Here is a 26585-nt window from a genome sequence, read left to right as displayed (position 1 = left end):
TTTTCGAATGTCCACGCAAAATCCCGCCGCACAGCGTGCAGCGAGACAAGAAAGGGGTGGGTTACTGTGGATCGCGCGGTGGCGGAACTTCGCAGACGCCGATGCGCTTGGCGGCCCAGCGTTCGTACAGACCGATGGCCACGTCGGCACCGGCCATGGCAGTCAGGCAGCCAAAAGCGCCGGCGGCCCAGATCGACATGCCGGCGGCGTACAGCAGCATGATTGCCGAGACGCCGCAGATCATGCAGGCGCCGGAGCGCAGGGCCAGCCGTCGCAGCAGTGGCCAGCCGCGGGCGCCGTCCTTGTCGGCACGCCACATTTCGCCGGAGACCCCGCCCGCCACGGCAAGCAGGATGACCAGCCAGATCGGCATGTCCGCCAACGCTTGTTGCTCGGTTGTCATGTCACGCCTCCTGAAAGCGTTGATGAAATAAAGGGGCGTGTGAAAGACAGCACCGAAGCGGTGCTGTCTTTCACACGGGTAGTAACCGCAGCTACTCTGCGCAGGGCGTTACAGGCGCTCAACAATGACGTTGTCGATAAAGGCATAGTTGGCGTATGGGTTCTGCTCGTTGGAAAACGCCAGAGTTGTCTGCGCGGTTATCGCGGTGAACTCGTAAGTGACGGTGCTCCACTCGACTGCGACGCCTTTGGCTGTCGGTGTGTTGAACGTAGCGGTTTGCCCGGCCACTTTCACCTGAATGACACCGTCTCCCGAGCGGCTGGCGTAACGCGAGTTACCCGCGCTGAAGGTCAATCGGTATCGGGCGCCCGGGGTAGTGGCGAAATTCTGCTGAATCCCGCCACCGTTGCCGTAAACATAGTTGGCGAGATCAACGATCATTACGCCATCTGCTGCCACAGAGCCGCCGATGGCATTGGGCATGTTGAAGTATTCGGCACCGGACAGGAACGTCGTCCAGCCCGTAATGGCATTGGTTTTTGCCGGGGTGTCCAGAATGCAGCCACCACCGCATGTCGATTGTTCAAAACTGCCGTTTACCAGAAGGTTGGCGGCAATTGCGCTGCCGCCATTGCCCAGCAGCGCTACCGCGAGAAACGGAGCAACGTATTTCTTCAGAATGTTCATGTCTTACCTATGAGGAGATTGATCAGGTTGTGCTGACAACGCAGCACGCATGTCGCTCACAGGCGATCGCTCGGGGCTCTTGGCCCTCACATGATTCAATGTTCCGCAGCGGGAACATTTGATCTGGAGTTCTGTGTACTCACCCACCCGGGCGAGCAGTCGTTTGCAGTTGCCACAGCGGCACTCTTTCAACATCGGCAAATCCTTTTGATTCCCTGCCAGGCCTTGTTCATGCCGCGAAACGTTGTTGAAGCGCCTGCATCAGGCAGGCATTCCAGAAAGCCCGGCACGGAGGCCGGACCTTTCGGTCATACAAACCAGAACAATTGGATCGTCGAATCAAACCAGCGAAAAAGGCTCTGTCGGCCAAACCATGGTGAACGGGTAACCCGGCTGACTCCTGTAATCGCACACGGCGACGACGTATTGCTTGAAAGCCAGCAATGCCACTTCTTCCTCTGGCGTTGCTATCCCCAGATCCTTCTTGTAATCCAGCGGATTGAACGTCAGCCAACCTTTGGCAGTTGATAGCTTCTCAGTCGCGAGGAACTTGACTTCACTGGCCACCTCTTCATAGGTGGGCGCATGCAACTCCCATTGATTGTTGACCAATCTGGCATTCCACCCCACCGCAACTTCAGTGTTTCCGGTGGCATCCACCCACTGCCCCCACAATCCGTCAGGAAGACTGACCGGTTTCCCTTCATCGGTATCAAGCACCTGATAAACCTTGAAATTGGGCATCGTAATGAAGACGTATCGATTCATGCTTTTCATCCCTTTTTGATTGCCGGCCTCCCGGCATTTCTGTTTCTGCCCAGAAGGCATTCCAAAAAGCCCGGCATTTCGCCGGGCTTTTCAGTAATGCGCTCCTTCGCCTTCCTTCAATCCTGTGTACGTGAAGGAAGCTGACTTTTCGGCGCTACTGGCGCGGTACGAGTCCATTCAGATTGTTTTTCCGACCGCGGTCCCTGCCCGCCGGATAACTGCTTCTGGTGCTTTACGCTGCACACCCGGGTCAGTTGCCAACCCTCTGAACCGTTGAGGCCGGTTCATCGCTGCCTGTTCTTGTGGAACTAAAGAGCTGTTGTTGCCAGCCGCTTTGTCGAGCGGCTTGGTGGCAAGAATATGCATGTATGCATATCCAGTCAATGCGTAAATGCATTTATTTATGCGCAATGAATGCGTGAATGCATGAAAGCCCTGTCGTTCAAGGGTTGGCCGGTTTTCTACAGGCGAAAAAAAACCCGCCGTGGGCGGGTTTTATCTGAGAGAGAGATCGTTACCGGGCGTACATGCCCCACCAGAAGACGTGACCGAGGATGACGATCTGCTCTTCCTGCATATCCTGGAAGCTGTAGTCCTCGTCCGGATGCTCATCGCGATTGAAGCTGCGCAGGCGAATACCGGTTGGCAGGCGATAGAGCTGCTTCACCCGCAACTGACCGTTGTGGTTGATCGCGTAAAGGTCGCCATCGATGATGTCACCAATCCCGCACTTGCCCGCGTTCACACCAACGGTGGCGCCGTCACGCAACACCGGCAACATGCTGTTGCCCCGTACGGTCACGCATTTGGCCTGGTCGAACTGCACGCCGTTATGGCGCAGGCTGCGCTTGCCGAAGCGCAGGCTAGAGCGTTCGCTCTCTTCGATGACGAATCTTCCTGATCCAGCAGCCAATTCAACCTCGCGAAGGAAGGGCACCGACACCTCGTCGTCATCGACGGGCGTGTCATCGTCCCACAGGCTTATGTCCTTGAGTTCGGAATGCAACTCCTCGCGCCCGCCGCCGGCAACCGGCGCGACATCCGCGCGCCCGCGCAACTGATCGGTACTCACGGCGAAGTACTCGGCAATCTTCGAGATGTGTTTATCCGAAGGATCGACGATCTTCCCGCTGAGAATCCGCGAGAGAGTGGATTGAGGCACGCCGGTGCGACGGTGGAGCTCCGTGGGGAGAGATCCCGTGCTGATCGAGCAGTGCTCTTAAGACGGAGGATACGTTGCGTTTTTGCATAACGCGCATAGTGCTTGAAGTTTTTCGGGAAAACAAATGCTGATTTGCATAATTCGTGCATAATCGACCTTTTTGCGCCAGATAGATGTCACCCGGCCGCGATGCCTGCGTCCGACAGACCGCCCATGGTAACCTTGCGCCCATCGCGGAAAAGCCCGGCGACTGCCCCGCTTTTGCCCCACACCTTCCAACGAGTTACCTGACAATCCGATGAATAAAGCCGTCTCCGACCTGTCCTCCCACACCCCGATGATGCAGCAGTACTGGCGCCTGAAGAATCAGCACCCGGACCAGCTGATGTTCTACCGCATGGGCGACTTCTACGAGATCTTCTACGAAGACGCGAAGAAGGCGGCCAAATTGCTGGACATCACCCTGACTGCCCGTGGGCAATCGGCGGGGCAGGCGATTCCGATGTGCGGGATTCCGTATCACGCGGCGGAAGGTTATCTGGCGAAGCTGGTCAAGCTCGGCGAGTCGGTGGTGATCTGTGAGCAGGTCGGCGACCCGGCCACCAGCAAGGGGCCGGTGGAACGTCAGGTGGTGCGGATTATCACCCCGGGCACGGTCAGCGATGAGGCACTGCTCGATGAACGTCGCGACAACCTGATCGCGGCGGTGCTGGGGGATGAACGCCTGTTCGGCCTGGCGGTGCTGGACATCACCAGCGGCAATTTCACCGTGCTCGAGATCAAGGGCTGGGAGAACCTGCTGGCGGAGCTGGAGCGGGTCAACCCGGTCGAGTTGCTGATCCCGGATGACTGGCCGAAAGACCTGCCGGCGGAAAAACGCCGTGGCGTTCGTCGCCGTGCGCCGTGGGATTTCGAGCGTGACTCGGCGCTGAAAAGTCTTTGCCAGCAGTTTTCGACCCAGGACCTGAAAGGCTTCGGCTGCGAAACCCTGACCCTGGCCATCGGCGCTGCCGGTTGCCTGCTGGCGTACGCCAAGGAAACCCAGCGTACCGCCCTGCCCCATCTGCGCAGCCTGCGTCACGAGCGGCTGGACGATACCGTGGTGCTGGACGGCGCCAGCCGCCGCAACCTGGAACTCGACACCAACCTGGCCGGTGGCCGCGACAACACCCTGCAATCGGTGGTCGACCGTTGCCAGACCGCCATGGGCAGCCGCTTGCTGACCCGCTGGCTGAACCGCCCGCTGCGCGATCTGACTGTGCTGCTGGCTCGCCAGAGTTCGATCACTTGCCTGCTCGACCGCTATCGCTTTGAAAGCCTGCAACCGCAGCTCAAGGAAATCGGCGATATCGAGCGGATTCTGGCGCGGATCGGCCTGCGTAACGCCCGCCCTCGCGACCTCGCTCGCCTGCGTGATGCACTCGGCGCCCTGCCGGAACTGCAAGTGGCGATGACCGAGCTGGAAGCGCCACACCTGCAACGCCTGGCCACCACCACCAGTACTTACCCGGAACTGGCGGTGCTGCTGGAAAAAGCCATTATCGACAACCCGCCAGCCGTGATCCGTGACGGCGGTGTGCTGAAAACCGGTTACGACAGCGAACTCGACGAGCTGCAATCGCTGAGCGAAAACGCCGGCCAGTTCCTGATCGATCTGGAAGCCCGGGAGAAGGCCCGAACCGGCCTGGCCAACCTGAAAGTCGGCTACAACCGTATCCACGGCTACTTCATCGAACTGCCGAGCAAGCAGGCCGAATCGGCCCCGGCGGACTACATCCGTCGGCAGACCCTCAAGGGCGCCGAGCGCTTCATCACGCCAGAGCTGAAAGAGTTCGAAGACAAGGCGCTGTCGGCCAAGAGCCGTGCCCTGGCTCGCGAGAAGATGCTCTACGAAGCGCTGCTGGAAGATCTGATCAGCCAGTTGCCGCCATTGCAGGACACCGCTGGTGCGCTGGCTGAACTGGATGTGCTGAGCAACCTCGCCGAGCGTGCTCTGAATCTCGATCTGAATTGCCCGACCTTCGTCAGCGAACCGTGCATGCGCATTACTCAGGGTCGTCACCCGGTGGTTGAACAAGTGCTGACCACGCCGTTCGTGGCCAACGACCTGAGCCTGGACGACAACACCCGGATGCTGGTGATCACCGGCCCGAACATGGGCGGTAAATCCACCTATATGCGCCAGACTGCATTGATCGTGCTGCTGGCTCATATCGGTAGCTTCGTGCCGGCGGCCAGCTGCGAACTGTCGCTGGTGGACCGGATTTTCACCCGAATCGGTTCCAGCGACGACCTCGCCGGCGGGCGTTCGACCTTCATGGTGGAAATGAGCGAAACCGCCAACATCCTGCACAACGCCACCGAGCGCAGCCTGGTGTTGATGGACGAAGTCGGTCGCGGCACCAGCACGTTCGACGGTCTGTCGCTGGCATGGGCGGCGGCCGAGCGACTGGCACATTTGCGTGCCTATACTCTATTTGCAACGCACTATTTCGAACTGACCGTATTGCCGGAAGCCGAGCCTCTGGTGGCCAACGTGCACCTCAATGCCACCGAGCACAACGAACGCATCGTGTTCCTGCACCATGTGTTGCCGGGGCCGGCCAGCCAGAGCTATGGCCTGGCAGTGGCACAACTGGCCGGTGTACCGAGCGAAGTGATCGTGCGAGCCCGCGAGCACTTGAGCCGACTGGAAGACACCGCACTGCCCCATGAGGCGCCGAAGCCTGCCGTCAAAGGCAAACCGGCGACGCCGCAGCAAAGCGACATGTTCGCCACCCTGCCGCATCCCGTACTGGATGAACTGGCCAAGCTGGATCTCGATGACGTGACGCCGCGTCGGGCACTCGAAATGTTATATGCACTTAAGAACCGGATCTAAGCACCGAAGAACCGGATATAACGCAAACGGCTTCAAGCTGTTAGAATCTCGCGCGGTTCGGGATGCTGCTGGCTATTAGCCTGGCTGGCAGACATCGCTCCCGAACCTGGCGACCCCAACCGTGAAGGGGCAACGCTGCCGCCGCCTGAGGAGAAAATTAGAAATGACCTTCGTCGTCACCGACAACTGCATCAAGTGCAAGTACACCGACTGCGTAGAAGTCTGTCCGGTGGACTGCTTTTACGAAGGCCCGAACTTCCTGGTGATTCACCCGGATGAGTGCATCGACTGCGCCCTGTGCGAACCGGAATGCCCGGCCGTCGCGATTTTCTCCGAGGATGAAGTCCCGGAAGAAATGCAGGAATTCATTCAGCTGAACGTTGAGCTGGCCGAGATCTGGCCGAACATCACCGAGAAGAAAGAATCGCTGCCGGACGCCGAAGAGTGGGATGGCGTCAAAGGCAAGATCAAAGACCTCGAACGCTGATCTGTCCCGCGTTTGAAGAAAAGGCCCCTTGCGGGCCTTTTTGTTTTTCCGGGTTTTGCTTTTCTTCGGGCAAAAAAAAGGGGCGGTTTGACCCGCCCACATTTTTTCCCTATTCCCTGTGTTCCTTTTCATCGTCCTGATGAATCGCATCCTGCGATGTCCATTCCCTTCTTCCTTGAAGGGCGTGTCTATCCGTCGACACAACCCAGATACTAAAGAGTTCCCCGTTTCGAGCAACCGGCCCGTTCCGGTAAAACCTCCTGTCATAAGCATTTAATATTTGTAAATATTCATATAAATCAAAAACTTAACCATGCCCCTACAGATCAATGGATGTCTTCCGCAGTGTAAAAATAACGAACACTTACGAAAGAGTAAGCCAGGGCTTACATCGCGAGACTACAAACCCGGGAAATGACGACCGGTCGTCAGGTTCCAAACAGATTGCCAAAGCCAGACAACAAAAAGCCCCGAACCAGTCGGGGCTTTTTGCGGACGATCATGCAAGACGCTTACTGAAACAGCGACTCGCTCGACAGGCCGTTTTTCTCGAGGATTTCACGCAGGCGCTTGAGGCCTTCCACCTGGATCTGTCTCACCCGTTCCCGGGTCAGGCCGATCTCCAGGCCTACATCTTCCAGCGTGCTGCTCTCGTGACCGCGCAGGCCGAAGCGGCGTACTACCACCTCGCGTTGCTTGTCGGTCAGCTCCGAGAGCCATTGATCGATGCTCTGCGACAGATCGTCGTCCTGCAGCAGTTCGCATGGATCGGTCGGGCGGTCATCCGTAAGGGTGTCCAGCAGGGTTTTATCCGAATCCGGACCCAGCGAGACGTCGACCGAAGAAACCCGCTCGTTCAGGCCCAGCATGCGCTTGACCTCGCCCACCGGTTTTTCCAGCAGGTTGGCGATTTCTTCAGGTGAAGGTTCGTGATCGAGCTTTTGCGTCAGCTCCCGTGCGGCCCGCAGGTACACGTTGAGCTCCTTGACCACATGGATCGGCAGCCGGATGGTCCGGGTCTGATTCATGATCGCGCGCTCGATGGTCTGACGGATCCACCAGGTCGCGTAGGTCGAGAAGCGGAAGCCGCGCTCGGGATCGAACTTTTCCACCGCGCGGATCAGCCCGAGGTTGCCCTCTTCGATCAGATCCAGCAGCGACAGCCCCCGATTGACGTAACGCCGGGCGATTTTGACCACCAGCCGCAGGTTACTTTCAATCATGCGCTTGCGCCCGGCGGGATCGCCACTTTGCGACAGACGCGCAAAATGAACTTCTTCCTCCGGGGAGAGCAATGGGGAAAAGCCGATTTCGTTGAGGTACAGCTGCGTGGCATCGAGTGCCCGAGTGTAGTCGATGTACTTGTGTTGCTTAAGTGAAGCGGAGTGTTTGGATTTGGCACGAACGGAAGGTGGAGCAGCCCCTTCATCATTCGACATCGAATCCGAATCGATGCCGGTCTCCATCAGGAGAACCTCATCGTCGATGTCAAACTCCGGCACTTCTTTACTGAGAGCCATTGTTATAGTCCTTTGGTGAGTTCGACCCCAAGCTCAAGCGACGCCTTTATCCTTGGCAACGCTGGAGCCTGTCCCCTCTACGCGACGGAACAGGCTGGTCTGCAAATCAACGTCTTGGCAGGAACTGCAGCGGATCTACAGGTTTACCTTGTCGGCGAATCTCAAAATGCAGTTTCACCCGGTCTGTACCCGTTGACCCCATTTCGGCAATTGTCTGTCCGACTTTGACCTGCTGCCCCTCCCGTACCAACAGCCGACGGTTGTGTCCGTAAGCACTGACGTAGGTTTCGCTGTGTTTGATGATGACTAATTCGCCGTAGCCCCTTAAGCCACTCCCGGCGTAAACCACCGTCCCATCAGACGCAGCTAAAACAGGCTGTCCCAAATCCCCGGCGATATCAATTCCTTTATTCAAACTACCGTTTGAAGAGAATTTTCCAATCAGAATGCCATTAGATGGCCATCCCCAGCCGGTCGGGGCCGGGCCGGGTGGAGGCAATGGAGCCGGTGCCGGCTTGTTGGCGACGGACGGTATAACCGTCGTCGAAGCGGCCCCGGAACCGGTGGTTGTGGTGGTCGTCGTGCCATTCGCCTGGCGCCGGATTATCGTGGTTTTGCTCGACGAGGACGGTGCCGAACTACTGCTGCTGGCCACGGCAGTCGACGTTGAACCCGGACGTCCATCAAAGCGAATCGTCTGACCCGGGTGGATCGTGTACGGCGTAGGAATATTGTTCCGGGCAGCGAGGGCTTTGTAGTCCCAGCCGTAACGAAACGCGATGGAAAACATCGTGTCACCCGGACGGACTACATACTGTCCGGTCGTCACTGTAGGACGCTGGGCGACCGCATTGTTGCGATCGACGACCCGAACGTTGTTCGATTTGGTGCTGGAGCAACCGACCAGCAAGGTGCTCAAGACAAGGCCAGTCACCAGGCGCTGAAAGCTCGTGTTACCCATACGCTGCGCAATGACTGTGAGACTCACCCGCCGCTCCCTTTGTGGTGGCTGAAAAAATATGGAATGCCGATTTCGGCTTGTAGCTTCGCAAGTATAACGGGCGAATCCGGCTTTACCTTTAATGAAGCGATATCGCTCGGCGCACACGTTTGCTCATGGACGATGAATTCTGTTTATACAATCGGTGCCGCTGTAAGACAGGCGCACTCGCAAGGAATTCAGCGCCGAAAAACAAATGCTCAGGCCAGTGGCCCGTTGAGCAATGGCACGAATCGCACCGCCCCGAGAACGTGCCGGGAGAAGCCGTTTTCTTCGCGCACGATCAACATCAATTGCTGAACTTCGCCTGAGCCGACCGGGATGACCATCCGCCCGCCCGGTGCCAGCTGATCGAGCAGCGCCTGGGGAACATCGGTCGCCACAGCCGTAACGATGATGCCGTTGTACGGCGCCAGCGCCGGCCAGCCTTCCCAGCCATCACCCCAGCGGAACACCACGTTGCGCAGGTTGAGCTCGACCAGGCGTTCCTTGGCCCGGTCCTGCAGCACCTTGATCCGCTCGACGGAGAACACCCGTTCGACCAGTTGCGACAACACCGCCGTCTGGTAACCGGAACCGGTGCCGATTTCCAGTACCTTGTCCAGCGGCCCCGCCTCGAGCAGCAACTCGCTCATGCGCGCAACCATATAAGGCTGGGAGATGGTCTGGTTGTGGCCGATCGGCAGCGCGGTGTCTTCGTAGGCACGGTGGGCCAGCGCTTCGTCGACGAAGAGATGGCGCGGCGTGCGGCGGATCACTTCCAGCACGTTCGCGTTGGACAGCCCTTCTTCATATAGACGCTGAATCAGGCGCTCACGGGTGCGCTGGGAGGTCATCCCGATGCCGCTGCGCAACCGGTCGTCTTGTTCACGAGCCATCAGTTGAGCCCCTCCAGCCAGCCGTCGAGACTTCTGAAAGCATCATTGAAGGTGCGATCGAGCTGCAACGGAGTGATGGAAACGTAGCCCTGCATCACCGCATGGAAATCGGTACCCGGCCCGCCGTCCTCTGCATCGCCGGCGGCAGCAATCCAGTAACCGGCCTTGCCACGGGGATCGACCACTTTCATCGGCGCTGCCGCACGAGCGCGATGCCCCAGGCGCGTCAGCTGAATGCCGCGAATGTGATCGAGAGGCAGATTGGGGATGTTCACGTTCAGTACCGTGCGCGGTGGCAGATCGAGCCCGGCGTGGGCTTCGACCAGTTTGCGCGCAAAGTAGGCGGCGGTGGGCAGATTGTCCACCTGCCGGGAAGCCAGCGAGAAGGCAAACGATGGGCGTTCGAGAAAACGGCCTTCAAGGGCCGCCGCCACTGTCCCGGAATACAACACATCGTCGCCCAGGTTGGCGCCGAGGTTGATGCCCGAAACCACCATGTCCGGTTCACGTTCCAGCAAACCGTTGAGCCCCAGATGCACGCAGTCGGTCGGCGTGCCGTTGAGACTGATGAAACCGTTGGCCAGGTATTGCGGGTGCAGCGGACGATCCAGTGTCAGCGAACTGCTGGCACCGCTTTTGTCCTGTTCCGGGGCGATAACCACGCATTCGGTGTAATCCGCCAGCGCAGCATAAAGCGCGGCAAGACCGGGCGCAGTCACCCCATCGTCGTTAGAAATCAGAATACGCATGGGCTGTCCGTCTGCCCCACCGGCACCAGATCAACGAGTTCGCGCACCAATACGGTGGCGAAGCATCCGGCCGGGAGGACGAATTCCAGTTGCAGAATGTCAGGCTCGGGATAATGCCACGTCAACCCGCCAATGGGCAGCCGCAGGATACGACGTTCGTGGCTCATACCGGCATTAATCAACCAATCGCGCAGATCCGCCTCACGTGCGGCGATTGCCTGCTCCAGATCATGGACAGCGCCGGCGGCCGGTGAGTCACCTTCGCCCCACTGTGGCCCGGTCGGATGCAGATCGAGAATCGCCAGGCGCGGGTCGCTGCACTCGGCAACACCGGCCGGGAAAAAGCTGCGGCTGTCGGTGAACGCCAGCAGATCGCCGACCTGGGCGCGCTGCCAGGTGCCATCGGCAACACGCGCCGCCAGCACCTGGTTGAACAGAAAGCTGCGTGCGGTCGACAGCAGGCGCGAACGCACATTGCGCTGCTCCGGCAAAGCCTTGCGCGCCGCCCATGAACGGGCATCGACGACATTGCCACCGTCATGGCCGAAACGCTGGGCGCCGAAGTAGTTCGGGATGCCTTGTTTGGCAATCAGTTGCAGACGCTCATCGATGGCGGCCTTGTCGCCATTGAACTGGGTCAGGCGCAAGGTGAAACCGTTGGCCGAATGCGCGCCGCGTTGCAGCTTGCGCTTGTGGCGGGTGGTCTTGAGGATCTTCAGGGTGTCGTTTTCCGCCGCCGACAGGTCCGGGTCAGCCTTGCCCGGCAGTTGCACGCTGAACCACTGGCGGGTCAGCGCCTGACGGTCTTTCAGGCCGGCATAGCTGACCGTGCGCAACGGCACACCGGCCGCCTTGGCAATGCGTCGAGCTGCTTCTTCGGTGTTCAGACCGCGCTTTTCCACCCAGATCCACAGGTGCTCGCCGTCACCGCTGAACGGAATGTCGAGGACTTCGTCGACCTGGAAATCTTCAGCGATGGCTTTCAGTACCGCGGTGCCGAGCGCATCGCCATAGGCCCGCGGGCCAAGCAGTTGCAGTTCGTTCATGCGCGCAGCAACAAGGCAACGGAATGCACGGCGATGCCTTCTTCGCGACCGACGAAGCCGAGCTTCTCGGTGGTGGTGGCTTTCACGTTCACTTGATCCAGTTCTACTTGCAGATCCGCGGCAATCAGCGCGCGCATCGCTTCGATATGAGGGGCCATTTTCGGGGCCTGGGCAACGATGGTGTTGTCGACGTTGCCGACTTTCCAGCCTTTGGCGTGGATCAGGCTGACCACATGACGCAACAACACACGGCTGTCGGCGCCCTTGAATTGCGGGTCGGTGTCCGGGAAATGCTTGCCGATATCACCCAGCGCCGCCGCGCCGAGCAAGGCATCGCTCAAGGCATGCAGCAGGACGTCACCGTCGGAGTGAGCGAGCAGCCCGAAGCAGTGTGCGATTCGCACGCCGCCCAGAGTAATGAAATCGCCTTCAGCGAAACGGTGCACATCATAGCCGTGGCCAATACGCATAAAAAAACGCCCCGAATTTTGTCAGGGCGTGATTCTACCTGCATTAGGCCTTGAGGGCGCGTGCGTGATGTTGCAAGTGGTCGTCTATGAAGCTGGCGATGAAGAAATAGCTGTGGTCGTAGCCCGGTTGCAGGCGCAACGTCAACGGATGACCCGCCTGTTTTGCCGCTTGTTGCAGGGCTTCCGGTTTGAGCTGGGTGGCGAGGAAATCGTCGCGATCACCTTGATCGACCAACAACGGCAGTTTCTCGTCCGCTTCGGCGATCAGTGCACAGGCATCCCATTCGCGCCATTTAGAACGGTCTTCGCCCAGATAGCGGGTGAATGCCTTCTGGCCCCACGGGCAATCCATTGGGTTGTTGATTGGCGAAAACGCCGACACCGACTGGTAACGCCCCGGATTGCGCAACGCACAGACCAGTGCACCGTGACCGCCCATGGAGTGACCGCTGATGCTGCGCTTGTCCGACGCCGGGAAATGCGCTTCAACCAGTGAAGGCAATTCCTGCACGACATAGTCATGCATCCGATAGTGCCGCGACCATGGTTCCTGCGTGGCATTCAGGTAGAACCCGGCACCGAGGCCGAAATCCCACGCGCCATCAGGGTCACCCGGTACATCGGCGCCACGGGGGCTGGTGTCCGGAGCCACGATGATCAACCCCAGTTCGGCTGCCATGCGCATGGCGCCGGCCTTCTGCATGAAGTTCTCGTCCGTGCAGGTCAGGCCCGACAGCCAGTACAGCACCGGCAGCTTGCCGCCCTGCTCTGCCTGCGGCGGCAGATACACGGCGAACACCATGTCGCAACCCAGTACTTCGGAGCGATGGCGATAGCGCTTGTGCCAGCCGCCGAAACTCTTCTGACAGGAGATGTTTTCCAGACTCATGTAGGACTCCTACGCAGTCACGGCTGCACATTGGCCGCCGTGACATCGCGATTGATCAGAAATGAATGACGGTGCGGATGCTCTTGCCTTCGTGCATCAGGTCGAAGGCCTTGTTGATGTCTTCCAGGCCCATGGTGTGAGTGATGAAGGTGTCCAGCGGGATTTCGCCGCTCTGAGCCATGTCGACATAGCTTGGCAATTCGGTACGACCACGCACGCCACCGAACGCCGAACCGCGCCAGACGCGACCGGTCACCAGCTGGAACGGACGGGTGGCGATTTCCTGGCCGGCACCGGCAACACCGATGATCACCGACTCGCCCCAACCTTTATGGCAGCACTCGAGGGCCGCACGCATTAGTTGCACGTTGCCGATGCATTCGAAGGAGAAATCGACGCCGCCGTCGGTCATGTCGACGATCACTTCCTGGATCGGACGATCGAAGTCTTTCGGGTTCACGCAGTCGGTAGCACCCAGTTGCCTGGCGATTTCGAACTTGGCCGGGTTGATGTCGATGGCGATGATGCGCGAGGCCTTGGCCTTCACCGCGCCAATCACCGCCGACAGACCGATGCCGCCAAGACCGAAAATGGCCACGGTGTCACCCGGCTTGACCTTGGCGGTGTTGATCACCGCACCGATACCGGTGGTCACGCCGCAACCGAGCAGGCAGACCTTTTCCAGCGGTGCATCCTTGGAGATCTTGGCCACGGAGATTTCCGGTAGCACGGTGTACTCGGAGAAGGTCGAGGTACCCATGTAGTGGAAAATCGTTTGGCCCTTGTAGGAAAAGCGCGAAGTGCCATCCGGCATCAGGCCCTTGCCCTGGGTGGCGCGAATTGCCTGGCAGAGGTTGGTCTTGCCCGACTTGCAGAATTTGCACTGGCCGCACTCCGGGGTGTACAGCGGGATCACGTGGTCGCCGACAGCAACAGAGGTCACGCCCTCGCCGATTGCTTCAACGATGGCACCGCCTTCGTGGCCGAGGATCGACGGAAAGATACCTTCCGGGTCAGCGCCGGACAGGGTGTAGGCGTCAGTGTGGCAAACCCCGGAAGCCACCACGCGCAGCAACACTTCACCGGCCTTGGGCATGGCGACATCGACTTCTACGATTTCCAGCGGCTTCTTGGCCTCGAAGGCAACGGCGGCGCGCGACTTGATCATGCTGACTCTCCAGTGAATCCATTGAATAAAAAAACAGACTGGCAGTGTAGTCCAGCGCCGTTTGATGAATAATCCGGACAAAAGCAAAACATTATTGCCATACAGGGATAATCCCCATGTCCGAAAACCGCTGGGAAGGCATCGACGAGTTCGTTGCCGTCGCCGAATGCAGCCAGTTCACGGCTGCTGCCGAACGCCTGGGCGTGTCTTCCTCGCACATCAGTCGACAAATCGTACGGCTGGAAGAGCGTTTGCAGACACGACTGCTCTACCGCAGTACCCGGCGCGTCACGCTGACAGAAGCCGGCCAGACGTTTCTGCAACATTGCCAGCGCCTGCAGGATGGTCGCGAAGAAGCGCTGCGCGCGGTCGGTGATTTGACCAGCGAACCCAAAGGCATGCTGCGCATGACCTGCGCCGTGGCCTACGGCGAGCGCTTCATTGTGCCGCTGGTGACCCGATTCATGGGGCACTATCCACAACTGCGCATCGATATCGAACTGACCAACCGGCAACTCGATCTGGTGCATGAAGGCCTGGATCTGGCGATCCGCCTCGGGCGTCTTCAGGATTCCCGGCTGGTGGCGACTCGTCTGGCCCCACGGCGCATGTACCTCTGCGCGTCGCCGTCCTACCTCGAACGGTACGGTCGGCCACACAGTTTGTCGGAACTGAGCCGGCACAATTGCCTGATCGGCAGCTCGGATATCTGGCAACTGGAACAGAACGGGCGGGAATTTTCCCAGCGGGTACAGGGAAACTGGCGCTGCAACAGTGGGCAAGCGGTGCTGGATGCAGCGCTACAAGGCGTGGGTTTGTGTCAATTGCCGGATTATTACGTGCTGGAGCATTTGCACAGCGGTGCGTTGATCTCTTTGCTGGAAGCGCATCAACCACCAAATACGGCGGTGTGGGCGCTGTATCCACAGCAAAGGCACCTTTCGCCGAAGGTGCGCAAACTGGTGGATTTTCTCAAGGAAGGTTTGGCCGAACGGCCGGAATACCGGATTTAACGGCGGTTCGCCCAGCGCTGGCGCAACCATTCGAGGTCTTCCGGGCGGGTGACTTTCAGGTTATCCGCACGCCCTTCGATAAGGCGTGGTGCCATGCCGGCCCACTCCATCGCCGAGGCCTCATCGGTGATCAGCGCATCGGCCACCAGACTGTCCGCCAGTGCGCGGTGTAAGGCACCGAGGCGGAACATCTGCGGCGTATAGGCCTGCCAGATCACGCTGCGATCCACGGTTTCGACCACACGACCGTGCTTGTCGACCCGCTTCAGGGTGTCGCGCGCCGGTACGGCCAGCAAACCGCCCACTGAATCGTCGGCAAGTTCTGAAAGTAATTTATCGAGATCGTCACGGCTCAGATTGGGCCGTGCCGCATCGTGCACCAGCACCCAATCCTCATCGTCGGCGCCTTGCGCATGCAAATGCAGCAAGGCGTTGAGCACCGAACCGGAACGCTCGGCGCCGCCATCGACCCGTTGAATGCGCGGATCGCTGGCGCTGGCCAGGTTCGGCCAATAAGGATCATCGACAGCAAGACTGACCACCAGCCCCTTGAGGCTCGGGTGATCGAGGAAACAGCCGAGGCTGTGTTCGAGAATTGTGCGCCCGCCCAGTTGCAGGTATTGCTTGGGACGGTCCGCGGCCATACGGGCACCGACGCCCGCGGCAGGAATCACGGCCCAGAAGGCCGGCAGGGAATCGATCATTGGGCCAACTGGTAAAGGGTTTCGCCGTCCTTGACCATGCCCAGTTCGTGACGAGCCCGCTCTTCAACGGTCTCCATGCCTTTTTTCAACTCGCTGACTTCAGCGTCCATCACCCGGTTGCGCTCCAGCAGGGCTTCGTTCTCGGCGTGTTGATCAGCGATCTGCTGATTCAGTTCGGCAACTTGCGCCAGACTGCCATTGCCCACCCACAGGCGGTACTGCAGACCGGCCAGCAGCAAGAGCAAGACGAGAAACAACCAGTAAGGACTGCGCATCGAATATCAGGTATCCAGTGAAAAAAGACAGCCACGCAAAAACTTTGAAGCATCTGATAGCACGAAGCCTGGAATATCCAGGCTTGTGCATATAAGGCATCAGATTAGTGGCAAATCCATCGCTGTCACGACTTTTCCGACACAATCCGGTGTCTTTTTACCATGTAGCGATCAGCCGCGGAACTCGCTGCGACCGTTGTACTTGGCTTTGCCATTCAACTGCTCTTCGATACGCAGCAGTTGGTTGTACTTGGAAACGCGGTCGGAACGGCACAGCGAGCCGGTCTTGATCTGGCCAGCCGAAGTACCCACGGCCAGGTCGGCGATGGTCGAATCTTCGGTTTCGCCCGAACGGTGCGAGATCACCGCAGTGTAACCGGCAGCCTTGGCCATCTGGATGGCTTCCAGTGTTTCGGTCAGGGTGCCGATCTGGTTGAACTTGATCAGGATCGAGTTGGCGATCTTTTTATCGATGCCTTCTTTCAGGATCTTGGTGTTGGTCACGAACAGGTCGTCACCGACCAGCTGGGTCTTCTCGCCGATCTTGTCGGTGAGGATCTTCCAGCCAGCCCAGTCGGACTCGTCCAGACCATCTTCGATGGAGATGATCGGGTAACGCTCGGTCAGGCCTTTCAGGTAGTCGGCGAAACCTTCAGCGGTGAACACCTGGCCTTCGCCGGACAGGTTGTACTTGCCGTCTTCGAAGAATTCGCTGGCCGCGCAGTCCAGAGCCAGGGTCACGTCGGTGCCCAGCTTGTAACCGGCGTTGGCAACGGCTTCGGAGATCACTTTCAGTGCGTCTTCGTTGGAAGCCAGGTTCGGCGCGAAACCGCCTTCGTCACCAACAGCGGTGCTCAGGCCACGGGCCTTCAGCACGGCTTGCAGGTGATGGAAAATCTCGGTGCCCATGCGCAGACCTTCCGAGAAAGACTTGGCGCCAACCGGCTGAACCATGAATTCCTGGATGTCGACGTTGTTGTCGGCGTGTTCGCCACCGTTGATGATGTTCATCATCGGAACCGGCATCGAGTACACACCCGGAGTGCCGTTCAGGTTGGCGATGTGTGCGTACAGTGGCAGGTCCTGATCCTGTGCAGCCGCCTTGGCCGCAGCCAGGGAAACGGCGAGGATGGCGTTGGCGCCCAGGGTTGCCTTGTTTTCGGTACCGTCGAGCTTGATCATCGCGTGATCCAGGGCTTTCTGGTCGCTCGGGTCGGTGCCCAGCAGCAGATCGCGGATCGGACCGTTGATGTTGGCTACCGCCTTGAGCACGCCCTTGCCCAGGTAACGGCTCTTGTCGCCATCACGCAGCTCGAGCGCTTCACGCGAGCCAGTGGATGCACCGGACGGCGCGCAAGCGCTGCCGATGATGCCGTTGTCGAGAAGCACGTCCGCTTCCACGGTGGGATTGCCACGGGAGTCGAGAACTTCACGACCTTTGATGTCGACGATTTTTGCCATTGTTGTAAACACTCCAAAGTTGACGAAAACGACGCAGCTAGAGGAAATCTTTTGACCGTCGGCAAGTGGTGTACAGCGGGCAGCTTGCAGACGACAACGCTCATACCCGAGGGCATGAGCGACAAATCGTGCGGTACTTTACCGGAGAATTGAGGTTTACGCGGTTTCTACCGTCGGAAAACTCTTCACCAGTTCGTCCAGGGCTTTGAGCTGGGCCAGGAATGGCTCCAGTTTGTCCAGACGCAAGGCGCAAGGGCCGTCGCATTTGGCGTTGTCCGGGTCCGGGTGCGCTTCGAGGAACAGACCCGCCAGCGACTGGCTCATGCCCGCCTTGGCCAGGTCGGTGACCTGGGCGCGGCGACCGCCGGCGGAGTCGGAACGACCGCCAGGCATTTGCAGCGAATGGGTCACGTCGAAGAATACCGGGTACTCGAACTGCTTCATGATGCCGAAGCCGAGCATGTCCACCACGAGGTTGTTGTAGCCGAAGCTTGAACCACGCTCGCAGAGGATCAATTGATCGTTACCCGCTTCCACGCACTTGTTCAGGATGTGTTTCATTTCCTGAGGCGCGAGGAACTGGGCTTTCTTGATGTTGATCACAGCATTGGTCTTGGCCATCGCGACGACCAGATCGGTCTGGCGCGACAGGAAGGCCGGCAGCTGGATGATGTCGCAGACCTCAGCGACGACCGCGGCCTGGTCAGGCTCGTGGACGTCGGTGATGATCGGCACGCCGAAGGCTTGTTTGATGTCCTGGAAGATGCGCATGCCCTCTTCCAGGCCAGGACCGCGATAGGAGGTCACAGAAGAACGGTTGGCCTTGTCGAAGCTGGCCTTGAACACGTAAGGGATACCGAGTTTTTCGGTGACCTTCACGTACTCTTCGCAAACCTGCATGGCCATGTCACGGCTTTCCAGCACGTTCATGCCGCCGAACAGCACCATGGGTTTGTCGTTGGCAATCTCGATGTCGCCGACGCGGATAATCTTCTGTGCCATCGGGTTACGCCTTCTTCTGGTGTTGAGCCAACGCTGCTTTCACGAAACCGCTGAACAGCGGGTGACCGTCACGCGGAGTCGAGGTGAATTCCGGGTGGAACTGGCAAGCGACGAACCATGGATGATCCGGTGCTTCGACCACTTCAACCAGCGCTGCATCGGAAGAACGACCGGAAATCTTCAGGCCGGCCTCGATGATTTGCGGCAGCAGGTTGTTGTTCACTTCGTAACGGTGACGGTGACGCTCGACAATCACATCCTTGCCGTAGCAGTCGTGCACCTTGGAGCCGGCTTCGAGCAGGCATTCCTGTGCGCCGAGGCGCATGGTGCCGCCCAGGTCGGACGCTTCGGTACGCACTTCAACGGCGCCGGTGGCGTCTTCCCACTCGGTGATCAGACCGACAACCGGATGGCCGCTGGCACGATCGAACTCGGTGGAGTTGGCGTCTTTCCAGCCCAGCACGTTACGGGCGAACTCGATGACCGCCACTTGCATGCCCAGGCAGATACCCAGGTACGGAACCTTGTTTTCGCGAGCGTATTGAACGGCAGTGATCTTGCCTTCCACGCCACGCAGACCGAAGCCACCCGGTACGAGGATCGCGTCCACGCCTTCCAGCAGCGCGGTGCCCTGGTTCTCGATGTCTTCGGAATCGATGTAGCGCAGGTTGACCTTGGTGCGGTTGGTGATGCCGGCGTGACTCATCGCTTCGATCAGCGACTTGTAGGCGTCCAGCAGTTCCATGTACTTGCCGACCATCGCGATGGTGACTTCGTGCTCAGGGTTCAGCTTGGCATCGACGACCTTTTCCCACTCGGAAAGGTCGGCGCCATTGCATTGCAGGCCGAAACGCTCGACGACGAAATCGTCCAGACCCTGGGCGTGCAGCACGGCCGGGATCTTGTAGATGGTGTCGACGTCTTCCAGGGAGATCACCGCACGCTCTTCAACGTTGGTGAACAGCGCGATCTTGCGACGCGACGAGACGTCCACCGGATGGTCGGAGCGGCAGATCAGCACGTCTGGCTGCAGACCGATCGAACGCAGCTCTTTTACGGAGTGCTGGGTCGGCTTGGTCTTGGTCTCGCCAGCGGTGGCGATGTACGGAACCAGGGTCAGGTGCATCAGCATCGCGCGCTTGGAACCGACTTCCACACGCAGTTGGCGGATGGCTTCGAGGAACGGTTGCGATTCGATGTCGCCAACGGTACCGCCGATTTCCACCAGGGCCACGTCAGCATCGCCGGCACCCTTGATGATGCGGCGCTTGATTTCGTCGGTGATGTGCGGAATCACCTGGATGGTTGCACCCAGGTAGTCACCACGGCGTTCTTTGCGCAGCACGTGCTCGTAGACACGGCCGGTGGTGAAGTTGTTGTTCTGGGTCATGGTCGTGCGGATGAACCGCTCGTAGTGGCCCAGGTCCAGGTCGGTCTCGGCGCCGTCGTGGGTGACGAACACTTCACCGTGCTGGAACGGGCTCATGGTGCCCGGGTCGACGTTGATGTACGGATCCAGCTTCAGCATGGTGACCTTAAGCCCCCGCGCCTCCAGGATGGCCGCCAATGAAGCCGATGCAATGCCTTTCCCCAAAGAAGAAACAACACCGCCCGTGACGAATATGTAGCGCGTCATGAAAAACCCTAGAAGTCTGCGTTAAAGCGGTCCGAGCCGCCGGGGAAAGCGAAGGAAGGCCGAAGCCCCCGATCACCTGCATTAATCACAGTGCACCTTTCAAAAAAACCGCCGCGTTGGGACAGACCGGAAGTGAAAACACCGGTACGTTGCTCGCTACACATTTTTTGGAATCGCCCAGCAAAGACTGCTTGGTAATCGGCAACTCCTGCAATTCAGGCGAATCCACAGAAGTTGTATCAAGAAGGGAGCGTAGTCTACCGGAATGCCCCCTTCATCTCAAACCTTGATCTTCGTCAGAAGGCTGCCAATGCAATCGCCAGCCTTCCGGTGGATTGCTGTCGAGCCCCGGCAGGTTCGCCACGGCGAGCAATTCTTCACCGCGAAACAGCAGCGGCAATCTGCCACGCACGAAGCCCGGCACCGCGCGCTCATTGAGCAGGCGCTTGAGATCGCGATGTCCGCGATCCGCCAGATGCATCACCTCGCCGCCCTGCCGATAGCGGATCTGCAGCGGCCCTGCGGGAGTCTGACCGCTGAACATGACACGCCCGTTATCGGGCAAGCGTAGCGCCAGCGACGTCTCGTGCCAGTCGCCACTGACCACCGGCGTGCGCAGCCAGTGGCCGCTGAGCCACCACAGGCGACCGGCGCTGCGGTGCAACTCGCCATCTGCCAGACGCCAGACCGGAGCGGCATCGTTACCGGCATCGCGCAGATCGATCCAACCCGACCAATGGTCGGTATCCGGCAGTCGGGTGAGCGGTTCAAGCCAGTGACTGAGCGCATTGCGCTGGCGCGCATCGGACAACCCGGCGATGGCCCCAAACTCCAGTGATGGCAATCCCGACCACCCGAACTCACCGGGCAAGCTCGCTTGAGCCAGATCGATCTGCGCCAGCTCATCGAGCAAACCTTGCGCCTCCCGTAAATGCGCCGCACTGCGGGCCATGCTAGCGTGAGCCTGCGGCCAGCGACCGGTCAGCAACGGCATGACCTGATGGCGCAGATAGTTGCGCGAGAACTGTCGATCCTGATTCGACGGATCCTCCACCCAACGCAGATCATGATCCCGCGCATAGGCTTCCAGTTCGGCACGCGTGATGTCGAGCAACGGTCGAACCAGACTGCCCTGCCCCACCGCTCGTTGCGCCGGCATGCCGGACAGACCGCGCACCCCGGCGCCTCGCAGCAACCGGAACAACAGGGTTTCTGCCTGATCGTCGCGGTGCTGGCCCGTTATCAAGACATCATTGATCCGAGTCGCCGAAGTGAATGCAGCGTAACGCGCATCCCGCGCCGCACGCTCAAGGCTGGCGCCCCCTTGCACGGTCACGTGAACAATCTGTAATGGAATGCCCAAGGCGTCACAGACAGCCTGGCAATGCGCCGGCCACGCGTCGGCCGCGGCTTGAAGGCCGTGATGGACATGGATGGCGCTTAGCGCTGGAAGGGATTCGGATTTGGCGAGCGTTGCCAGAAGGTGCAGCAGGACGGTGGAGTCGAGGCCGCCCGAGAAAGCGATACGCCAATGGGCCGCACCGAGCCAGGGCTTGAGATTACGCAAAAGCCTGGAAGGCAAATCAATCGAGGGCTGACCCATTTTTCTACCTTTTCACAAACCAAATGTGGGAGCGGGCTTGCTCGCGAAAGCGGTGAAACAGCCAACACAGTCGTTGAATGTTACATCGCATTCGCGGGCAAGCCCGCTCCCACAGTGTTTTGCATCGCTGGCCGAAACGGCTCGTCTTAGAGACCGTAGCTCATCAGACGATCGTAACGACGCTTGAGCAGCGCTTCGTTGTCGAGCTTCTTCAGCATCGCCAGTTGCGAGCTCAGCTCGGCACGGATCGAGGCAGCTGCAGCCGCCGGATCGCGGTGGGCGCCGCCCAGAGGCTCGCCGATCACTTTGTCGACGATGCCCAGGCCTTTCAGACGCTCGGCGGTGATGCCCATCGCTTCAGCGGCATCCGGCGCCTTTTCTGCGGTTTTCCACAGAATCGAAGCGCAACCTTCCGGCGAGATCACCGCGTAGGTCGAGTACTGCAGCATGTTCAGCTGATCGCAGACACCGATCGCCAGTGCGCCGCCGGAACCACCTTCACCGATCACGGTGGCGATGATCGGGGTTTTCAAACGAGCCATGACGCGCAGGTTCCAGGCGATCGCTTCGCTCTGGTTGCGCTCTTCGGCGTCGATGCCAGGGTAGGCGCCCGGAGTGTCGATGAAAGTCAGGATCGGCATCTTGAAACGCTCGGCCATTTCCATCAGGCGGCAAGCCTTGCGGTAGCCTTCCGGACGCGGCATGCCGAAGTTGCGGCGTACCTTTTCACGCACTTCACGGCCCTTCTGGTGACCGATCACCATCACTGGCTGGTCTTCCAGACGTGCCACGCCGCCCACAATGGCCGCGTCGTCGGAGAAGTGACGGTCACCGTGCAGTTCGTCGAACTCGGTGAAGATGTGCTCGATGTAGTCCAGGGTGTATGGACGTTTCGGGTGACGTGCCAGACGTGCGATCTGCCAGCTGGTCAGCTTGCCGAAGATGTCTTCGGTGAGCGTCTTGCTCTTGTCCTGCAGGCGGGAGATCTCATCGCCGATATTCAGCGAATTGTCATTACCGACCAAGCGCAACTCTTCGATCTTGGCTTGCAGGTCGGCGATCGGCTGTTCGAAATCCAGGAAATTCGGGTTCATAGGCGTCCGTCTTGGGTCGTGTCCCAAGTGAGCTTGGGGCCGGCCGGTTGTCTATTCGCGCCCTACCTTAAGGGAGAGGCGCGCTGAGGTCGAGATTAAAAATTCAGGTTGTGGGCAGGCGGTTCGGTCTCACCTGCCGGTCAACGGTATTGGAGGAAGACGTTGTCTCGCCCGAACTGGTCACGCAGGGCTTGAATCAAGGCATCCGCCGGGTCGATCCGCCAGGTCTCGCCAAACTGCAGCAAGGTCTTCGCATCCGGGCTGGTGTATTCCATGGTGATCGGGCACGCCCCGCGATGACGCTTGAGCAAATCCCCCAACCAGCGTAGCTGATCGCCTTTCAGGTCCTGGGTCTGCAGTTTAAGGCGCAGACTCTCGGCCAGGTTGGTGCGCGCATCTTCCATGCTCATCACCCGCTTGACCCGCAGGCGCAGGCCGCCAGAGAAGTCATCGTTGCTGACCTCGCCTTCGACCACCACCATCGCATCGGTCTGCAACAGCGATTGCGCGGAGTGGAACGCATCGGCAAACAGCGACGCCTCGATCCGTCCGGAGCGGTCGTCGAGGGTGATGAAACCCATCTTGTCGCCTTTTTTGTTCTTCATCACCCGCAGGGCAATGATCATCCCCGCCACGGTCTGGGTGTCCCGGGCCGGTTTCAGGTCGATGATGCGCTGGCGGGCAAAACGACGGATTTCGCCTTCGTATTCGTCGATCGGGTGGCCGGTCAGGTACAGGCCGAGGGTGTCTTTTTCACCCTTGAGGCGCTCCTTGAGCGTCAGCTCCTTGGCCTTGCGGTGCAGCGCGTAAACGTCTGCGTCCTCTTCGACGAACAACCCGCCGAACAGGTCGGCGTGGCCACTGTCGCGGGTGCGTGCAGTCTGTTCGGCCGACTTGATCGCCTCTTCCATCGCCGCCAGCAAGACCGCGCGGTTGCGGTCGATGTTGGCCTGATACGCCTTTTGCTCGTCATGGAAGTACGGGCCGAGACGATCCAGCGCGCCGCTGCGGATCAGGCCGTCCAGCGTACGCTTGTTGATGCGCTTGAGGTCGACCCGGGCGCAGAAGTCGAACAGATCCTTGAACGGACCGGCCTGACGCGCTTCGGTAATCGCCTCCACCGGGCCTTCGCCGACGCCTTTGATCGCGCCCAGGCCGTACACGATGCGGCCCTCGTCGTTCACCGTGAACTTGAACTCCGAAGTGTTCACGTCCGGCGCGTCGAGGCGCAGCTTCATCGTGCGCACTTCCTCGATCAAGGTCACGACCTTGTCGGTGTTGTGCATATCCGCCGACAGTACCGCAGCCATGAACGGCGCCGGGTAGTGAGCCTTCAGCCAGGCGGTCTGGTACGACACCAGGCCGTAGGCGGCGGAGTGGGATTTGTTGAAGCCGTAACCGGCGAATTTCTCTACCAGGTCGAAAATGTTACCAGCCAGGTCCGCGTCGATATTGTTCGACGCACAACCCTCAATGAAACCGCCGCGCTGCTTGGCCATTTCCTCGGGTTTTTTCTTACCCATCGCCCGACGCAGCATGTCCGCACCACCGAGGGTGTAACCGGCCATGACCTGGGCGATCTGCATCACCTGTTCCTGATACAGGATGATGCCGTAGGTCGGCGCCAGTACCGGCTGCAGGCCCTCGTACTGGTAATCCGGGTGCGGATACGCCAGTTCAGCGCGACCGTGCTTGCGGTTGATGAAGTCATCCACCATGCCGGACTGCAGCGGGCCCGGACGGAACAGGGCCACCAGTGCGATAAGGTCTTCGAGGCAGTCGGGCTTGAGCTTTTTGATCAGCTCTTTCATGCCGCGGGATTCAAGCTGGAACACCGCGGTGGTTTCAGCTTTTTGCAGCAACTGATAGGTCGGCTTGTCATCCAGCGGGATGAACGCGATATCCAGCGGCGGCTCGTTGACCTTGGCGCGGTCGCGGTTGATGGTTTTCAGCGCCCAGTCGATGATCGTCAGGGTCCGCAGGCCGAGGAAGTCGAACTTCACCAGACCGGCCGCCTCCACGTCGTCCTTGTCGAATTGGGTCACCAGACCGTCGCCGGCCTCGTCGCAATAGATCGGCGAGAAGTCGGTCAGTTTGGTCGGCGCGATCACCACACCACCGGCGTGTTTACCGACGTTACGCACCACGCCTTCGAGCTTGCGCGCCATCTCCCAGATTTCTGCCGCTTCTTCATCGACCTTGATGAAGTCGCGCAGGATTTCTTCCTGCTCGTAGGCTTTTTCCAGGGTCATGCCGACTTCGAACGGAATCATCTTCGACAGACGATCCGCCAGACCGAACGACTTGCCCTGGGCCCGCGCCACGTCCCGCACCACCGCCTTCGCCGCCATGGAACCGAAGGTGATGATCTGGCTAACGGCGTTGCGGCCGTACTTTTCGGCCACGTAATCGATTACCCGGTCGCGGCCGTCCATGCAGAAGTCGACGTCGAAGTCGGGCATGGATACCCGTTCCGGGTTGAGGAAACGTTCGAACAGCAGGTCATATTCCAGCGGGTCGAGGTCGGTGATCTTCTGTACATAGGCCACCAGCGATCCGGCACCCGAACCCCGGCCCGGGCCCACCGGCACGCCGTTGTTCTTGGCCCACTGGATAAAGTCCATCACGATCAGGAAGTAACCGGGGAATCCCATCTGGATGATGATATCCAGCTCGAAATTCAGCCGGTCGACATAGACCTGACGCTTGGCCTCGTAGTCCTCGGTGGTGTCCTTGGGCAGCAGTACGCTGAGACGCTCGTCCAGACCATCGAACGATACTTTGCGGAAATACTCGTCGATGGTCATGCCATCGGGAATCGGATAGTCCGGCAGGAAGTGCTTGCCCAGTTTCACGTCGATGTTGCAGCGCTTGGCGATCTCGACGGTGTTTTCCACCGCATCCGGCAAGTCGCTGAACAGCTCGGCCATTTCCTCGGCGCTTTTCAGGTACTGCTGATCGCTGTAATTCTTCGAGCGGCGCGGATCGTCGAGGGCCCGGCCCTCACCGATGCAGACGCGGGTTTCGTGGGCGGCGAAGTCTTCCTGCTTGATGAAGCGCACATCGTTGGTGGCAACCAGCGGCGCACCGAGCTTCTCGGCCAGGGCCACGGCGCCGTGCAGTTGCTCTTCATCGTTCGGGCGGTTGGTGCGCTGGATCTCCAGATAGAAACGATCCGGGAATACCGACATCCACTCACGGGTCAGGACTTCGGCCTCGGCGGGGTTGCCGCCGATCATGGCCATGCCGATCTCGCCTTCTTTCGCGGCGGACAGCATGATCAGGCCTTCGTTGGCCTCGGCCACCCACTCGCGCTCGATGATGATCATGCCGTTGCGCTGACCATCGATGAAGCCACGGGAAATCAGCTCGGTCAGGTTGCGATAGCCCAGGGCGTTCATGACCAGCAGGCTGATCCGGCTCAGCGGGCCATCCGGGTCCTTGTTCGACAGCCACAGGTCGGCGCCGCAGATCGGCTTGATCCCCGCGCCCATGGTGTTTTTATAGAATTTGACCAGCGAACACATGTTGTTCTGGTCGGTAACCGCAACGGCCGGCATGCCCATGCCGGTCAGGGCCTTGACCAGCGGCTTGATCCGCACCAGCCCGTCGACCAGGGAGTATTCAGTGTGCAGGCGTAGATGAACGAATGAAGCCGGCATAGTGATCCTGTCCAGTTACATAGAGAC

The 26585-nt window shown here is 59.6% G+C and carries 24 protein-coding genes and 1 pseudogene; 3 read left to right on the top strand and 22 right to left on the bottom strand.

What is annotated here, in order from left to right:
• Window positions 1-61: 61 nt before the first annotated feature.
• From R1A29_RS05275 to R1A29_RS05250, 6 genes and pseudogenes are all read right to left on the bottom strand, one after another.
• Window positions 62-403 (bottom strand): phage holin family protein, encoded by a 342-nt coding sequence (locus R1A29_RS05275; protein WP_134825658.1) that lies wholly within the window; start codon window positions 401-403, stop codon window positions 62-64.
• A 108-nt stretch (window positions 404-511) separates the two neighbouring features.
• Window positions 512-1090 carry a DUF642 domain-containing protein gene (locus R1A29_RS05270; protein WP_207985179.1) on the bottom strand — a complete coding sequence of 193 codons (579 nt, stop codon included), beginning with the start codon at window positions 1088-1090 and terminating at the stop codon, window positions 512-514.
• Window positions 1091-1093: 3 nt separating this feature from the next.
• A complete protein-coding gene (locus R1A29_RS05265; protein ID WP_438300836.1) occupies window positions 1094-1285 on the bottom strand; it encodes a Com family DNA-binding transcriptional regulator in 192 nt (63 codons plus the stop codon).
• A gap of 144 nt (window positions 1286-1429) precedes the next feature.
• Entirely contained in the window at window positions 1430-1858 is a 429-nt protein-coding gene (locus tag R1A29_RS05260; RefSeq protein ID WP_438300835.1) for a tail fiber assembly protein, read from the bottom strand.
• Window positions 1859-2035: 177 nt separating this feature from the next.
• Window positions 2036-2224, bottom strand: coding sequence for a hypothetical protein (locus R1A29_RS05255; protein WP_134825654.1), 189 nt, complete (start codon window positions 2222-2224; stop codon window positions 2036-2038).
• Window positions 2225-2372: 148 nt separating this feature from the next.
• Window positions 2373-3108 (bottom strand): annotated as a pseudogene (locus tag R1A29_RS05250) (LexA family transcriptional regulator).
• 210 nt (window positions 3109-3318) lie between these two features.
• On the opposite strand from R1A29_RS05250, the gene mutS reads away from it, so the two are divergent.
• Together mutS and fdxA are read left to right on the top strand one after the other, a co-directional pair.
• On the top strand, window positions 3319-5901 hold the full coding sequence (gene mutS / locus R1A29_RS05245; protein ID WP_438300834.1) for a DNA mismatch repair protein MutS: 2583 nt from the start codon (window positions 3319-3321) through the stop codon (window positions 5899-5901).
• 163 nt (window positions 5902-6064) lie between these two features.
• Window positions 6065-6388: a ferredoxin FdxA gene (fdxA, locus tag R1A29_RS05240; RefSeq protein ID WP_007908827.1), complete on the top strand. Its 324-nt coding sequence runs from the start codon at window positions 6065-6067 to the stop codon at window positions 6386-6388.
• 512 nt (window positions 6389-6900) lie between these two features.
• On the opposite strand, the gene rpoS is transcribed toward fdxA, so the two are convergent.
• The 8 genes from rpoS to R1A29_RS05200 form a co-directional block, all read right to left on the bottom strand.
• Window positions 6901-7908, bottom strand: coding sequence for an RNA polymerase sigma factor RpoS (gene rpoS / locus R1A29_RS05235; protein ID WP_007954831.1), 1008 nt, complete (start codon window positions 7906-7908; stop codon window positions 6901-6903).
• A gap of 106 nt (window positions 7909-8014) precedes the next feature.
• Window positions 8015-8896, bottom strand: coding sequence for a peptidoglycan DD-metalloendopeptidase family protein (locus tag R1A29_RS05230; RefSeq protein ID WP_438300833.1), 882 nt, complete (start codon window positions 8894-8896; stop codon window positions 8015-8017).
• A gap of 212 nt (window positions 8897-9108) precedes the next feature.
• Window positions 9109-9744, bottom strand: coding sequence for a protein-L-isoaspartate(D-aspartate) O-methyltransferase (locus R1A29_RS05225; protein ID WP_169432601.1), 636 nt, complete (start codon window positions 9742-9744; stop codon window positions 9109-9111).
• A gap of 41 nt (window positions 9745-9785) precedes the next feature.
• Window positions 9786-10535, bottom strand: coding sequence for a 5'/3'-nucleotidase SurE (gene surE, locus R1A29_RS05220; protein WP_085712856.1), 750 nt, complete (start codon window positions 10533-10535; stop codon window positions 9786-9788).
• Window positions 10523-11581, bottom strand: coding sequence for a tRNA pseudouridine(13) synthase TruD (gene truD / locus R1A29_RS05215; protein ID WP_085712855.1), 1059 nt, complete (start codon window positions 11579-11581; stop codon window positions 10523-10525). Before truD ends, surE begins: the two co-directional genes overlap by 13 nt.
• Window positions 11578-12051, bottom strand: coding sequence for a 2-C-methyl-D-erythritol 2,4-cyclodiphosphate synthase (gene ispF, locus R1A29_RS05210; protein WP_438300832.1), 474 nt, complete (start codon window positions 12049-12051; stop codon window positions 11578-11580). The genes truD and ispF overlap by 4 nt, the downstream gene beginning before the upstream one ends.
• Before the next feature lie 43 nt (window positions 12052-12094).
• Window positions 12095-12940 (bottom strand): S-formylglutathione hydrolase, encoded by an 846-nt coding sequence (gene fghA / locus R1A29_RS05205; protein WP_438300831.1) that lies wholly within the window; start codon window positions 12938-12940, stop codon window positions 12095-12097.
• Window positions 12941-12995: 55 nt separating this feature from the next.
• Entirely contained in the window at window positions 12996-14108 is a 1113-nt protein-coding gene (locus R1A29_RS05200) for an S-(hydroxymethyl)glutathione dehydrogenase/class III alcohol dehydrogenase (RefSeq protein WP_065259207.1), read from the bottom strand.
• 116 nt (window positions 14109-14224) lie between these two features.
• Here R1A29_RS05200 and R1A29_RS05195 point away from each other — a divergent pair, with 116 nt between their 5' ends.
• Complete coding sequence (locus R1A29_RS05195; protein WP_085712852.1) at window positions 14225-15121, top strand: LysR substrate-binding domain-containing protein; 897 nt, start codon at window positions 14225-14227, stop codon at window positions 15119-15121.
• On the opposite strand, the gene ispD is transcribed toward R1A29_RS05195, so the two are convergent.
• The 8 genes from ispD to dnaE all read right to left on the bottom strand — a co-directional run bounded on the left by ispD (window position 15118) and on the right by dnaE (window position 26558).
• A complete protein-coding gene (gene ispD / locus R1A29_RS05190) occupies window positions 15118-15825 on the bottom strand; it encodes a 2-C-methyl-D-erythritol 4-phosphate cytidylyltransferase (RefSeq protein WP_438300830.1) in 708 nt (235 codons plus the stop codon). The two genes, R1A29_RS05195 and ispD, sit on opposite strands and share 4 nt — an antisense overlap.
• Entirely contained in the window at window positions 15822-16100 is a 279-nt protein-coding gene (gene ftsB / locus R1A29_RS05185) for a cell division protein FtsB (RefSeq protein ID WP_003222158.1), read from the bottom strand. Before ftsB ends, ispD begins: the two co-directional genes overlap by 4 nt.
• Window positions 16101-16271: 171 nt before the next feature.
• Entirely contained in the window at window positions 16272-17561 is a 1290-nt protein-coding gene (eno, locus tag R1A29_RS05180) for a phosphopyruvate hydratase (RefSeq protein WP_438300829.1), read from the bottom strand.
• 156 nt (window positions 17562-17717) lie between these two features.
• The gene (gene kdsA / locus R1A29_RS05175; RefSeq protein WP_007954807.1) at window positions 17718-18563 is read right to left on the bottom strand and encodes a 3-deoxy-8-phosphooctulonate synthase; all 846 of its coding nucleotides are present in this window, start codon (window positions 18561-18563) and stop codon (window positions 17718-17720) included.
• Window positions 18564-18567: 4 nt separating this feature from the next.
• The gene (locus R1A29_RS05170; protein WP_011332696.1) at window positions 18568-20199 is read right to left on the bottom strand and encodes a CTP synthase; all 1632 of its coding nucleotides are present in this window, start codon (window positions 20197-20199) and stop codon (window positions 18568-18570) included.
• A 274-nt stretch (window positions 20200-20473) separates the two neighbouring features.
• Window positions 20474-21802: a tRNA lysidine(34) synthetase TilS gene (tilS, locus tag R1A29_RS05165; protein ID WP_438300828.1), complete on the bottom strand. Its 1329-nt coding sequence runs from the start codon at window positions 21800-21802 to the stop codon at window positions 20474-20476.
• 146 nt (window positions 21803-21948) lie between these two features.
• Complete coding sequence (locus R1A29_RS05160) at window positions 21949-22896, bottom strand: acetyl-CoA carboxylase carboxyltransferase subunit alpha (RefSeq protein ID WP_085712849.1); 948 nt, start codon at window positions 22894-22896, stop codon at window positions 21949-21951.
• Window positions 22897-23036: 140 nt separating this feature from the next.
• The gene (dnaE, locus tag R1A29_RS05155; protein ID WP_085712848.1) at window positions 23037-26558 is read right to left on the bottom strand and encodes a DNA polymerase III subunit alpha; all 3522 of its coding nucleotides are present in this window, start codon (window positions 26556-26558) and stop codon (window positions 23037-23039) included.
• Window positions 26559-26585 lie beyond the last annotated feature (27 nt).

The organism is Pseudomonas sp. NMS19W (assembly GCF_051554255.1).
In the GTDB taxonomy this organism is placed as follows: Bacteria; Pseudomonadota; Gammaproteobacteria; order Pseudomonadales; family Pseudomonadaceae; genus Aquipseudomonas; species Aquipseudomonas kribbensis.
The sequence above is the reverse complement of the archived record's forward strand: the minus strand, read 5'-3'. Positions and strand labels throughout refer to the sequence as shown.